Source organism: Sphingobacterium gobiense (assembly GCF_002980575.1).
In the GTDB taxonomy this organism is placed as follows: Bacteria; Bacteroidota; Bacteroidia; order Sphingobacteriales; family Sphingobacteriaceae; genus Sphingobacterium; species Sphingobacterium gobiense.
This window is the reverse complement of record NZ_PVBS01000002.1, coordinates 576669-591186: the sequence shown is the minus strand read 5'-3', so window position 1 is coordinate 591186 and position 14518 is coordinate 576669. Positions and strand designations below refer to the sequence as shown.

The window sequence follows — 14518 nt, the reverse complement described above, 5'->3', positions numbered from 1 at the left end:
AATAAAAATTTATACAGATGAAAAAGAAATTATTATACATACTTCTGTTGCCTGTCTACCTATTAATCATGCAGTCGTGTGAGAAAAGAGACTTTATCAATGGCACCCCGAGTCCCTATATTGCCATCGAAGATCTGAGGCAAATACATAAGGGCGATGATGTACAGATGACAGCGGAGAAGCTTTCCGAAGCACATATGACGACTGGCGTAGTTATATCCGACTACGAATCGGGAAACACACCCGAAGGCATCATTGTCGTGCAACAGGCTAAACCCGGTAAGTTACACGGAATAGCACTTAAGGTCGGCAGCATCGCATCTAACTACCAACAAGGCGACTCCATATTGATTCATGTACAAGATAAACAACTGAAACGAGAAGGATTTTTACTTATCGATGGTATTACCGCATCGGATATTGAAGTGGTCAGTAAGACGTCCGCTTTATACGGTCGCAACGTCACCGGATCGGCGATTTATCAGCGTCCGAATGAATACGAAAGCACTTTAGTAAAAGTCGTCGGGGGTGAGATATTCCCTCGTCCGCAAGCCGGACAAACCTTCAGTGGTGTAAAAAGAATGGTAAACGGTGCCGATACTTTGAACATCCGAACCTTATCCTCTGCGCCGTTTGCAGACATGGTGGTACCTCGAAATATCAATGTACGGGGTATCCTCTTAGGAGACACCGATACAGAAGGCGCCATGGCGATATGGCCGCTATATGCCACGGATATCGAAGATATATCTGACCCAGAAATTCCTGGCGACCTCGGCGATATGCCGCTTGTCTTCACCGGCTATTGTGCCGATCCTGAGGGAGGTGATGGTAACTATGAGTACATCCAACTTCGTGCAAACGCCGATATTGATTTTTCTGCAATACCGTTCTCCGTCGTTACGACCAACAATGCGGGAGGAAATCAGCCAAATGCAGGTGCGCCTCCGGGAGCCGGATGGGCCACAGGTGGCATGCGTACGTTGAAGTTCAACTTAACCGAGGGTTCTGTTAAAAAAGGAGAATTCTTCTATGTAGGCGGACACCAAAAACGTATCAATGGAGCGAACTCTACACAAATTACCGAGCTAAATTGGATTAGAGCTATTCCTTATGCGACAAGTGGCGGGGATGGATTAGGTGATGCCAACGCCAACATATTGGCCAATAGTGGTCATCCAAGCGGCATGGCATTATTCGTTGGAACAAATATTAACGAAGCAAGTGTGCCGATTGATCTCGTGATGTTCGGTGGCACGGGCACTGTTACAACTATTGATTCCATCAATAACTTAGGCTATCGCGTAGCAAACAACGACCACTACAGTCCATTCCACAGAGAGACGGGCGACGCGCAGCCGTTCTTTTCTATGGGTACCAATCAATATCGGGTGCCGCACTTCTTGCCCGCAAATATAGGAATATTCGTACAGCTAGGAGGAGTCTTTAATATGACTACACGGAAATGGGAAACTCCTAGAAGCTACAATGGATACGTATTGACAAAACAGTCCTCGGCAAGTGAACTTGAGGAGGGTGAATTTACCACACAACAAATCGAATAACTAGAAACAAATTAGATTCGGAGATACCTGTTACGAAAAAACGTTGACAGGTATCTTCTTTTAATAATTATGAATAACTAAAGTTATACTAGTCAAAAAAATGAAAAAAGAACACTTACGTTATAAAACGTACCGGCTTTTCCATTTGTTTATATTATCCCTGTTTATCTCGTTCTCAATCATTTCGTGTGAGAAAACAACCACAAAGCCTGACGAAGATAAAAATCCACCGGAACAAGTAGACAGACTACAACTATCCGAAGTTTCTATTCCGGCTGTATTTGATATAAAAAAAGATACAGAAGCGAGAATAAGCGGCAAGGGATACCAAGCTGACGATGTCATTACGCTTACACCCCTAGATGGGTTAACGAAATCGTATACGATAACTGTAACAAAAGTAGAAAGCAATCACATTCTCGTCGTTTTTCCCGAAGACCTCCTTGAAGGAAGGTACACTTTAGTGGCTCAACGTGGGGATCTAAGCCAGACATTGGGGACGACGACGTTCAATTATGTATTACGTACGGATATTCCTGATCGCGAAGGTAAAAACGTGAAAGGCGTCGTGCACATAAATGGCGAAGGCCTCGCCAATGTCGTTGTCTCTGACGGTTATGATGTTACAAAAACTAATGAAGAAGGTGTGTATTACCTTCACTCCAATAAAAGAACAGGGTATGTCTTTATTTCTATTCCCGGAAATTTCGAGGTAGTCAGCACAAACAACAATCTTCCTCAGTTTTATCGTTATTTGAACGCGAACCCTAATATAATTGACACCAAAGATTTCGAGCTAAAACCTGTTGCTAACGACAACCACATATTGCTTAGCTTGGGAGATATGCATCTAGCCGCTAGAAATGACGATCTAGCTCAATTCCAGCATGGTTTTTTGAGCGATGCAAATCAACAAATAACCCACTATCAAGCACAAGGAAAAAAAGTGTATGCACTGACGTTGGGAGACCTCACCTGGGAAACGTATTGGTACAGTAACAATTTTACACTGCCCGAATATGTACAGCAGATCAGCAAACTCAACGCTCCCGTATTCAATGCGATGGGCAATCATGATAACGATCCTTACTTTGCTAGTGATTGGCTCGCTGAGAATGCTTACCGTCGTACCCTAGGACCTACATATTATTCTTTCAATCTAGGCAAAGTACATTATGTGATACTGGACAATACCGAATACATCAACACTGGCGGATCTACAGGCAATGTTGGACAAAGAAACTATAATGCTAAAATCGCAGACCAACAGTTGACTTGGTTGGAAAAAGATTTAGAAGCAGTCAATTCTTCAACGCCCATTGTTATCGTTACACATATCCAATTGCACAACGCACCGTCGGCTAATGGGAATACACCTAACTACCGCACAAGCAATGCGCAGCAGCTTGTGGACTTATTAAGCCGATTCAATGAAGTACATGTCATGACCGGCCATACCCACGTCAACTACCGGGTACTGAGGGGCGATAAATTTATGGAACACAACACGGCAGCAATCTGTGCAACCTGGTGGTGGACAGGCCGAAACGGTTATTCCGGCAATCACATTTCTCCCGACGGCAGCCCAGGAGGATACGGCGTTTGGGAAATGAACTCCACCAACATTAAATGGCATTATAAATCCATCGGCTACGAAAATAAGTATCAATTTCGAACCTACGATCTTAATAATGTCCATATAACTGCTGACAAATATACCTCCGCTGCAAATAGCCAACATAAAAGTTTGGTTCCCCAATATGCATTTGACTTCGCTACGGAAAACAACAATGACGAAGTATTAATCAACATTTGGGGCTACGATCCTAAATGGAACATTTCAGTTACGGAGAATGGATCATCATTGACCGTACAGCGTATTGATTCGCGAGATCCCCTGCATATTATATCTTATGCTATGCAACGACTAAACGTAAATGCTGTACCCACTTTCAATTCAGCAAACACGTCACATATGTTTAAGGTAAAGGCAAGTACCCCTAATACCACTTTAGACATACAAGTAACAGACAGGTTCGGGAACGTTTATTCCGAAACAATGGAAAGACCCAAGGCATTTAATTACAGTATGCGATAGAATTTTTCTTACATTAAAGCGATTGTTAAAATGAACAGAAGACACTTCTTAAAATCATCCGGACTCCTCATCGGCGGGCTCTACCTTTCGGGTAAAGCTTTTGCTGTCATACTACCGCAAGATCAGGGCAAATTAATCAAAGGACGCATAAGAGCCCACCGAAGAAATATCGCCAATGTCGTCGTATCCGATGGATACAATGTGGCAGTAAGCGACAGAAGGGGAAGATATACCTTACAGCTGCACAACAGCGCTAAACATATTTTCCTTTCGAATCCATCGGGTTATAACGTAAAGAATGCAAACGGTTTTGCTGCAATCTACCGCTTACCCGAAACTGGATACTACGATTTCGAACTAGAAAAGACAGCGTATAACGATAATCACCACTATTTCCTTGCTTTAGGCGATCCCCAGATACGGGATAAGGAAGACGCCCGGCAATTTAGGGAAGAATCACTTCCGGACATAGCACAATTCCTCACGTCCATGCCTCAGGAAAAATTTCACGGTATCAGTTTGGGGGATTCCATTTGGGATAAACCAAAGTTGTGGCAAGATTACAAAGAAACGATAGGCAAGGTAGGTATTCCTTTCTTTCAGACAATTGGAAACCACGATAAACAGGAAGTAACAGCCGATGAACCCGATGACTCAGCCTTATTCAAGGAGCATTTTGGTCCTTCCTATTATTCCTTTAACCGGGGAAAGGCACATTATGTTGTATTGGATACTATTCGCTACACCAGCATCAAGCAATACGACGGTCATATCAGTGCCAAACAGCTCTCTTGGCTGGAAAAAGATCTGCAGCACGTCCCCAAAGACCGCGTGTTGATTATTAGTGTGCATATCCCTATCTACAATAGTATAAAAAACCGAGATGAGCTGTACACGCTTCTCGAGGGTTTTCAGCAGATCCATGTTCTTTCCGGCCATACCCACAGGAACGCCAACCATGTTAGCGGGCACATCTACGAACACACCCATGCCACATTATGTGGTGCCTGGTGGACAGGCCCTATTTGCACAGATGGTACACCCCGTGGTTATGGTGTTTTCGAGATAAACGGCACATCAGTAAGCTGGTTTTATAAATCCATCGGTAAAGACCGCAGCTATCAGTTCCGTAGCAGCGTCCAAAAACTTAACGGCGGCATGAACCGCGTGATGGTCAATGTATGGAATTACGATCCTGCTTGGAAAGTGACCTGGTTTGCTGATGGCGTGGACAAAGGCGAATTAGAACAAACGAAAGGTTTTGATGAACTGGCTGTTGCCCTATATAAAGGTAAAGAGCTACCAAAAGAACGCCGAGGCTGGGTTGAACCCGGGCGTACCGACCATCTATTTTACACCCAAACCGATGCTAAAATAGTGAAGATTATGGTCACCGATCGGTTTGGCAATGAGTACACGGAAGATATTAAACTCGTTTAACCGCTCAATACAATTGAACGATACAAGATTATCAAGGCTATTGAACTATACAACATTGCACTATCTCTCCTTAACTCTATAGCTCGCATCAAAAATTTTGAAATCTGTAGAAACTCATGCTTAGTATTACCCTATCCTTTCAAAATTTTTAAGTGACGATTTTTTTTGTTTCTTTTTTGGGGGTAAAAAAAGAAAAATAAAATATTATCAATAAGCGTTTTGCTTTTAATAAGATATAGCTTATTTTTGCCATCCAAAATGTGGATGTATAAAAATCATCTGCTGTAAATTGATTAATAATTATTTAGTCCCTATAATATGCCCAATATTGGTAAAATAGCGCAAATTATCGGCCCAGTAGTTGATGTCAACTTCACCGATAATGAGAATCTTCCTAAGATTTACGACGCCTTGTATATTGAAAAAGACAATGGACAACGCATCGTTCTAGAAGTACAACAACACTTAGGCGAGGATCGTGTTCGTACTATCGCGATGGATGCAACTGAAGGTTTGGTACGTGGAATGAAAGTGGTTGGCACTGGTGCTCCGATTAAAATGCCTGTTGGTGAAGAAATCAAAGGTCGCGTATTTAACGTAGTTGGTGGTGCCATCGATGGTATCCAAGACTTGGACACAACAAACGGACGCCCGATCCATGCCGAACCACCTAGATTCGATGAATTATCGACTGAATCAGAAATACTATTTACAGGCATCAAAGTTATTGACTTGCTGGAACCTTACGCAAAAGGTGGTAAAATCGGTTTGTTTGGTGGTGCCGGAGTAGGAAAAACGGTATTGATACAAGAATTGATTAACAATATCGCTAAAGGGCATGGTGGTCTTTCCGTATTTGCTGGTGTTGGAGAACGTACGCGTGAAGGAAATGATTTATTGCGTGAAATGCTTGAATCCGGTATTATTAAATATGGTGAGCACTTCATGGAAGGCATGGAAAAAGGCGAATGGCCTTTGGACAAAGTGGACAAAGAATTACTTAAAGACTCAAAATGCACGTTCGTTTTCGGCCAGATGAATGAGCCTCCAGGAGCACGTGCTCGTGTAGCATTATCGGGATTGACCGTAGCCGAATATTTCCGCGATGGAGATGGAGAAGGTCAAGGACGGGATATACTTTTCTTTATTGACAACATCTTCCGCTTCACCCAAGCAGGTTCTGAGGTGTCGGCTCTTTTAGGTCGTATGCCATCAGCGGTAGGTTACCAACCAACCTTAGCAACAGAGATGGGTCTGATGCAAGAACGTATTACCTCTACTAAAAATGGATCTATTACGTCAGTACAGGCAGTATACGTACCTGCCGATGACTTGACTGACCCTGCACCAGCGACTACTTTCGCTCACTTGGACGCAACAACAGTATTGTCACGTAAAATTGCGGAGTTAGGTATTTATCCAGCGGTTGATCCTTTGGACTCCACTTCTCGTATCTTGACTCCAGCAGTATTAGGCAATGAACACTACAACACGGCTCAACGCGTAAAAGAAATTTTGCAACGTTATAAAGAACTTCAAGATATCATCGCTATCCTAGGTATGGATGAGTTATCAGAAGAGGATAAACTAACCGTCCACCGCGCGCGCCGTGTACAGCGTTTCTTATCGCAACCGTTCCACGTAGCAGAACAGTTTACGGGCTTAAAAGGTGTGCTTGTCGATATCAAAGATACGATCAAAGGTTTCAACATGATTATTGACGGTGAGGTAGATGAGTATCCAGAAGCGGCATTTAACTTAGTTGGTAACATCGAAGAAGCTATCGAAAAAGGTAAAAAATTATTAGCGGAAGCCGTTTAAACACGTTATAGAAGCAAGTGTATATACTACAAACATGAAATTAACAATTATTACTCCAGATAAATTAGCATACGAGGGCAACGCTACAGCGGTAACAGTACCTGGCAGTGCCGGTTCTTTTCAAATTTTGCAGGACCACGCTCCTATTGTGTCTACGCTGGAAGACGGAAAAGTTATTATTCGGGAGGCGCAAGGCCAAACTGTTTTCGTCATTCAAGGTGGTGTTGTAGAAGCAAAAGACAATAATATTACTGTCTTAGCAGAAGGAATCGTGGAAGAATAATAGTTAAAAAAATACATTTTAATTTTGTAGCCCACGGTTTAAACCGCGGGCTACTTTTTTTAACTTTCCTCCGACTTTTGTCCATTTTAAGAAGAATTTTGCACTTTTTTGATAAAGAAGCTATTTTGAACAGCTATACCAATTTTAATTCTAGTCTACCATCGAAAAAATATTAAACCATAAAAATCGCGTATTTAAAAACAATATTCTACATAAATATTAAAATCAAAATATTAAACTTTTTAAAAATACTTTGCTTTCCTATTGTAAAGAATTTTTAATAGCGCTAACTTGACCATAGCGAAAAGGGGAGGCTCTAGCATGCAATATTATAATCAAGACACTTACATTTATTTGGACGGAAATTTTGTAAAGGCCACAGATGCTGGAATAGATTTATTCGGTCAATCGTTGCATTATGGGTACGGCGCTTTCGAAGGATTGAGAGCATACAGCACACATCATGGCACAAGAATTTTTAAAGCAGAAGAACATTTCGCACGTTTACAGCGATCATGTGATGCCATCGATCTTCCTTATCATTGGAACGCTTCGGTATTGATAGAAAAATCGTACGCTTTATTAGAGGTCAATAATCTGCGGTCTGCTTATATCCGTCCACTTGTGTTTTCTGGTTCAAACATGCACCTTACTTCGGCAAAAGATGCACATATCATGATTGCTGCGTGGGAATGGGGACCGTATCTAGGGCAAAACCTTCTCCGCGTGTGCACTTCTAAGATTCAACGCCCCAATCCAAAGTCTTTTCGGATAGAGGCAAAGGTGTCGGGGCAGTACATCAATGCTATCCTCGCTTCAAGTGATGCTATCAAACAAGGATTTGATGAAGCACTCATGTTGGGCCAAGATGGATATATTGCGCAAGCCTCCAGTGAAAATCTTTTTATCGAAAAAGATTTTAAGCTATACACACCACCATTGGATCATGTCTTCCCGGGCATTACCCGGCAGACCGTCATGGAGTTGTGCAAGAACTTAAACATTGAAGTGGTGGAAAAAAAATTGACCGTTCAAGATGTCCACGAAGCAAACAGTGCTTTTTTGTGTGGCACCGCAGCTGAGATTATCGGTATCAAGGAAGTGGACGGCATTACGTATAGAGAAGACTGGGAGCATACCATAGGTGCTTCCATACAAAGGAAATATAAAAAATTAGTTTTAGAAGAAGAGAATTATGAAGTCATCATCTGACGACAAAAATGTCATGAACAAGTACAGTCGCATCTTTACGCAAGATGAAACACAACCTGCAGCAAAAGCTATGTTATACGGCATCGGGCTTACGGATGCCGATATGGATAAAGCGCAAGTGGGTATAGCCAGCATGGGGTACGATGGAAATACCTGCAACATGCACTTGAATGATTTGGCCCAATTGGTAAAACAAGGTGTATGGAGTAGTGATTTAGTCGGACTTACTTTTGGAACAATCGGTGTAAGCGATGGCATGAGCAACGGTACAGAAGGAATGCGCTATTCGTTGGTATCACGTGATGTCATTGCAGACAGTATAGAAACAATTTGTGGCGGTCAATATTATGATGGTGTGGTAGCAATTCCTGGTTGTGATAAAAACATGCCGGGCGCCATTATGGCGATGGGTAGATTGAACCGTCCTGCTATTATGGTATACGGGGGCACGATAGCTCCAGGCCATTATAAAGGTGAAGAATTAAATATTGTATCCGCTTTTGAAGCCTTAGGCAAAAAAATAGCGGGCACCATTTCGGATGAGGACTATGATGGTGTTATCCGTCATACTTGCCCTGGCGCAGGTGCTTGTGGCGGGATGTACACCGCTAACACGATGGCCTCTGCTATTGAGGCTTTGGGCATGAGCTTACCGTATTCCTCTTCTAACCCTGCCATATCGGAGGAGAAAAAGAAGGAGTGTTTAGCCGTCGGAAAATACATGCACACGCTTTTGGAAAGAGACATCAAACCCACTGACATCATGACGCGCAAAGCGTTCGAAAATGCGATGCGTGTGATTGTTGTTATGGGTGGGTCGACAAATGCGGTCTTGCATTTTATCGCTATCGGGAAAGCAGTGGGTGTTGATATCACACCAGATGATTTCCAACGGATGTCGGATGAAACACCTGTGTTAGCAGATTTCAAACCATCAGGCAAATTCTTGATGCAGGATCTACAACAATACGGCGGCACACCTGCCGTCATGAAGTACCTCTTGGATGAAGGTCTATTGCACGGAGACTGTTTAACCGTTACCGGAAAAACAGTAGCAGAAAATCTTGCGGATATCAAATCGATCATGCAATACGATCAGTCGATTATTCAGCCGTTGGATAATCCTATCAAGAAAACAGGACACTTACAAATTCTTTACGGAAACTTAGCTGAACAAGGTTCGGTTGCGAAAATTTCTGGTAAAGAAGGGGAAAAATTTACCGGTACTGCCCGCGTGTTTGATGGAGAACAGGATTTGGCAAAAGGCGTCGCTTCGGGCCGTGTTAAACCAGGCGATGTTATTGTCATCAAAAACGAAGGCCCGAAAGGTGCACCCGGCATGCCGGAAATGCTGAAACCAACCTCTTTGATTATTGGGGCAGGTCTCGGGAAATCCGTTGCTTTGATTACGGACGGCCGTTTTTCTGGGGGTACCCATGGTTTCGTCGTCGGTCACATTACTCCTGAAGCATACGAAGGCGGACTTATTGGTCTCGTCCAGGACGATGACATCATCGAAATTGATGCGATAAACAACACCATTAATGTAAACTTGTCGGATGACGAGATTGCTGCTCGCAGAGTAAACTGGAAACAACCGGCCTTAAAAGTAAACAAGGGTGTATTATATAAGTATGCGAAGACCGTTGCCAACGCTTCACAAGGCTGCGTAACGGATTTGTAATTCTAAAATCTCAATATTAAAAAAATGAGTACACTAGAAAAAACATTAGCTAAGCCACAAGAACCCAAAGCTCCCATCACCCAAATCAGTGGGTCGCAAGCGGTATTGGAAGCTTTGATTCAAGAGGGGGTAGATACCCTATTTGGTTATCCGGGGGGGGCGATTATGCCCATATACGATGCATTATACGATTATAATGACAGACTAAAGCATATCTTGGTCCGCCATGAACAGGGAGGAATTCATGCTGCTCAGGGATATGCCCGCACCTCCGGCCGTGTTGGCGTCGCTTTTGCGACCAGTGGCCCGGGAGCAACTAATTTAGTTACCGGTCTAGCTGACGCCATGATCGACAGTAATCCTATTGTATGTGTTACGGGGCAAGTCTTTGCTTCCTTATTGGGAACAGATGCCTTCCAGGAAACAGATGTTATCAATATCACCACACCCGTCACTAAATGGAACTATCAGGTTACCGACGCGACAGAGATCCCAAGTGTGCTGGCAAAAGCTTTCTATATAGCAAAAACCGGACGCCCCGGTCCTGTTTTAATTGATATTACGAAAAATGCGCAAATACAATTATTTGATTATAAGGGGTATGAAAAATGTGATCATGTTCGCAGCTACCGCCCCTCCCCTATTGTGCGCAAAGAATATGTGGAAAAAGCAGCTGAGCTTATAAACAGCGCAAAAAAACCTTTCGTATTATTCGGACAAGGTATCATTTTGGGTAAGGCAGAACAAGATCTCAAAGACTTCATCGAAAAGGGAGGTTTTCCGGCAGCGACGACCGTAATGGGATTGAGTGCGTTGGAAACGGACCACCCATTACATGTCGGCATGTTAGGTATGCACGGGAATTATGCCCCTAATGTCATGACCAATGAATGTGATGTATTGATCGCCATAGGGATGCGCTTTGACGACCGCGTAACCGGTCGATTGGACAAATATGCCAAACAGGCAAAAATCGTCCATTTGGATATTGACCCGGCTGAAATTGACAAAAATGTGGTAACCACCGTGCCGGTATGGGGTGATTGTAAGGAGACCCTTCCTATGCTCACACAACTAATCCAACGGCATGACCACAGCGCGTGGGTAGCGGAATTCCGGGAATTAGAAAAAAAGGAAGTTAAAGAAGTCATCCAGGATGAATTGAACCCAACATCAGATGTTATGACGATGGGAGAAGTGATCAAGGTTTTAAACGAACTAACCGGCGGTGACGCCGTTATCGTCACAGATGTAGGACAGCATCAAATGGTTACTTGCCGCTATGCAAAATTCAATAAATCGAAGTCGAACGTTACTTCTGGAGGATTGGGCACAATGGGTTTTGGATTACCTGCGGCTATCGGCGCATGGTATGGAGCCCCCGAGCGTGATGTCGTAGCGATCATTGGCGATGGCGGAATCCAGATGACCATCCAAGAGCTAGGAACGATCATGCAATTCGGCGCAAAAGTCAAAATTCTCATCCTCAACAACGAGTTTCTAGGTATGGTACGCCAATGGCAGCAGTTATTTAACGATAAACGCTATTCATTTGTCGACATAACGAGTCCAGATTTTGTAACTGTGGCCAAAGGATATCATATCGAAGGAAATAAGATCTCCGAACGTAAAGATCTACGTTCAGCATTAAAGACTATGCTGGACCACGACGGGTCATATTTATTGGAGATTATGGTTGGCAAGGAAAACAACGTTTTTCCGATGGTTCCACAAGGTGCATCGGTATCGGAAATACGTTTAAAGTAAAAACAAAGAAAATGGAAAAACAAGAATATACGATCACGTTATACACAGAGAATTCTATCGGTATGATAGGACGTATCTCTGGCATCTTTTCCAGAAGAAAAATCAACGTAGAAAGCTTAAACACCTCACCATCAGAGGTAGAAGGTATCCATCGATTCACGATTTTAATTAACGAGAGTGAAGATGTGGTCCGCAAGCTGTGTCGACAGATCGAAAAACAGGTGGAAGTTTTAAAGGCCTATTACAATACGGATGAAGAATTAATCTGGCAAGAGCAAGCGCTTTACAAAGTCCCTACAGAAATCATTGCCGAAAAGGCGTCTGTGGAACGTTTGCTCCGAGAGTACGGCGCCTCTGCCGTGGTCATCCGGCATGATTATACCGTATTTGAAACAGCAGGCCACCGCGAAGAAATCGACCGTCTGACAGCCGCCTTGGGTGAATATGGACTTATCGAATTTGTACGTGGTGCGCGTATAGCGATTATCAAAGACAGTGCTGGCTTCCATACAAAAATAAAACAGTTTGAACGCGAAGAACCTTCTCCAGAGATCGTGGAAAATGAATATCTTGATCAGCAGGAGAGAGTGTTTACTATGTAGAAAGAAGATGACAGAAACATTCAAATTTATCCTAGACACGAGGAAGGCTTTTATCCAATTACTAGAAGGACTTTCTTTAGAACAAATCAACCAAATTCCAACGGGCTTTAATAATAACATCATCTGGAACTTTGGACATATCGTTGTGAGTACACAAACCTTGTGTTATGTACGGACAGGTATTACCTCCGATACGTCCTCCGTCAAATATCTGGAAGCCTATAAAAAAGGCTCAAAACCCACCTATTTTGTTTCGGAGGAAGAAGTAGCGGAACTTAAAAATCTCGCGCTTTCTACGATAGAAAAAATCGACGAGGACTATAAAAAAGGGGTATTCCAAAATATCCAACCATACGATACAGCAACTTATGGAGCAACGTTGCACAACTTCGCGGATGTACTGATCACCACTTCGGGGCATGATAACCTACATTTAGGTTATGCCATAGCGCAACGGAGAGCAATTAAAAAATAAATCAATCAAAAACAAACGTATTATAATAACAGAAACAATGGCAAATTATTTTAACACATTACCTCTAAGAGAGCAATTAAACCAATTGGGACATGCTGAATTTATGAATTCAAATGAATTTTCAGATGGCGTCAACGCTTTAAAAGGTAAAAAAATCGTAATCGTAGGGTGTGGTGCTCAAGGCTTGAACCAAGGCTTAAACCTTAGAGATAGCGGATTGGACGTTTCTTATGCATTACGTAAAGAAGCTATTGAACAAAAAAGAGATTCTTGGAAAAATGCCACGGACAACAACTTCAATGTAGGAACGTATGAAGAATTGATTCCAACAGCAGATTTAGTGATCAACCTAACACCTGATAAACAACATACATCGGTCATCAATGCTGTTCAACCATTGATGAAACAAGGAGCTACGCTATCCTACTCACACGGTTTTAATATCGTAGAAGAGGGTATGCAGATACGTAAAGACATTACGGTTATCATGGTAGCCCCTAAATGTCCAGGTTCTGAAGTGCGTGCCGAATATTTGAGAGGTTTTGGTGTTCCTACGCTAATTGCGGTACACCCAGAAAATGATCCGGAAGGTAAAGGATGGCCTTACGCGAAAGCATATTGTGTAGGCACAGGTGGGCACCGTGCAGGTGTATTAAAGTCTTCGTTTGTAGCCGAAGTTAAATCCGACTTGATGGGCGAGCAAACTATCCTTTGTGGTTTATTACAAACCGGCTCAATCTTATCCTTTGATAAAATGGTAGAAAAAGGTATCGAGCCAGGTTACGCTTCCAAATTAGTACAATATGGCGTGGAAGTTATCACAGAAGCTTTAAAACATGGAGGTGTGAGCGGTATGATGGACCGTTTGTCCAACCAAGCAAAAATCAAAGCTTTTCAAGTATCTGAAGAGCTGAAAGACATCATGCGTCCGCTATTCCAAAAACACCAAGACGATATCATGTCTGGCGAATTTAGCAAAACGATGATGGAAGATTGGACGAACGGAGACGCCAATCTATTAAAATGGAGAGCAGAAACCGGTGAAACGGCTTTTGAAAAAACACCTGCCGGCGATGTAAAAATCAGCGAACAGGAATATTTTGATAATTATTTGTTAATGGTTGCTTTCGTAAGAGCAGGCGTCGAATTAGCATTTGAAACGATGGTGGAAGCAGGTATTAAACCGGAATCGGCTTATTACGAGTCATTGCATGAAACACCTTTGATTGCAAACACAATTGCTCGTAAAAAATTATTCGAAATGAATCGGGTCATTTCAGACACGGCTGAATATGGGTGTTACTTATTCGATCAAGCATGTAAACCATTGTTGGCAGATTTCATGAAAAAAGTAGATACCGATTTAGTTGGCAAAAACTTCAACGAAGGAAAAGACGGCTCCGTAGACAACGTCCAGCTTGTACAAGTGAACGAAATCTTACGCAACCATCCTGTAGAAACCGTGGGCGTTAGATTACGTAAAGCGATGACAGCGATGAAGGCTATCAAAACGATTTAAGAGAGCGTTAAGGAGACAAAGGGTTACAAGGTTACGGGAATAGCAGTCTATC

General features: G+C 42.7%; 11 protein-coding genes. All 11 read left to right on the top strand.

Annotated elements, in window-relative coordinates; all coding sequences use genetic code 11:
- Positions 1-17: 17 nt before the first annotated feature.
- The 11 genes from C5749_RS11540 (at position 18) to ilvC (ending at position 14466) form a co-directional block, all read left to right on the top strand.
- Positions 18-1565 (top strand): DUF5689 domain-containing protein, encoded by a 1548-nt coding sequence (locus tag C5749_RS11540; RefSeq protein ID WP_105726183.1) that lies wholly within the window; start codon positions 18-20, stop codon positions 1563-1565.
- A 100-nt stretch (positions 1566-1665) separates the two neighbouring features.
- A complete protein-coding gene (locus C5749_RS11535) occupies positions 1666-3663 on the top strand; it encodes a calcineurin-like phosphoesterase C-terminal domain-containing protein (RefSeq protein ID WP_105726181.1) in 1998 nt (665 codons plus the stop codon).
- Between the two features lie 30 nt (positions 3664-3693).
- Positions 3694-5103, top strand: coding sequence for a calcineurin-like phosphoesterase C-terminal domain-containing protein (locus C5749_RS11530; protein WP_105726179.1), 1410 nt, complete (start codon positions 3694-3696; stop codon positions 5101-5103).
- Between the two features lie 318 nt (positions 5104-5421).
- Complete coding sequence (gene atpD / locus C5749_RS11525) at positions 5422-6924, top strand: F0F1 ATP synthase subunit beta (protein WP_105726177.1); 1503 nt, start codon at positions 5422-5424, stop codon at positions 6922-6924.
- Positions 6925-6958: 34 nt separating this feature from the next.
- Positions 6959-7207: an ATP synthase F1 subunit epsilon gene (gene atpC / locus C5749_RS11520; RefSeq protein ID WP_105726176.1), complete on the top strand. Its 249-nt coding sequence runs from the start codon at positions 6959-6961 to the stop codon at positions 7205-7207.
- A gap of 321 nt (positions 7208-7528) precedes the next feature.
- The gene (locus C5749_RS11515) at positions 7529-8419 is read left to right on the top strand and encodes a branched-chain amino acid transaminase (protein WP_105727010.1); all 891 of its coding nucleotides are present in this window, start codon (positions 7529-7531) and stop codon (positions 8417-8419) included.
- A complete protein-coding gene (ilvD, locus tag C5749_RS11510) occupies positions 8403-10103 on the top strand; it encodes a dihydroxy-acid dehydratase (RefSeq protein WP_105726174.1) in 1701 nt (566 codons plus the stop codon). Before C5749_RS11515 ends, ilvD begins: the two co-directional genes overlap by 17 nt.
- A 24-nt stretch (positions 10104-10127) precedes the next feature.
- Entirely contained in the window at positions 10128-11870 is a 1743-nt protein-coding gene (gene ilvB / locus C5749_RS11505) for a biosynthetic-type acetolactate synthase large subunit (RefSeq protein ID WP_105726172.1), read from the top strand.
- Positions 11871-11881: 11 nt separating this feature from the next.
- Positions 11882-12472 (top strand): acetolactate synthase small subunit, encoded by a 591-nt coding sequence (ilvN, locus tag C5749_RS11500; protein ID WP_105726170.1) that lies wholly within the window; start codon positions 11882-11884, stop codon positions 12470-12472.
- A gap of 7 nt (positions 12473-12479) precedes the next feature.
- Positions 12480-12947: a DinB family protein gene (locus tag C5749_RS11495; protein ID WP_105726168.1), complete on the top strand. Its 468-nt coding sequence runs from the start codon at positions 12480-12482 to the stop codon at positions 12945-12947.
- 37 nt (positions 12948-12984) lie between these two features.
- Positions 12985-14466, top strand: a complete 1482-nt coding sequence (ilvC, locus tag C5749_RS11490) for a ketol-acid reductoisomerase (protein ID WP_105726166.1) — start codon at positions 12985-12987, stop codon at positions 14464-14466.
- Positions 14467-14518 lie beyond the last annotated feature (52 nt).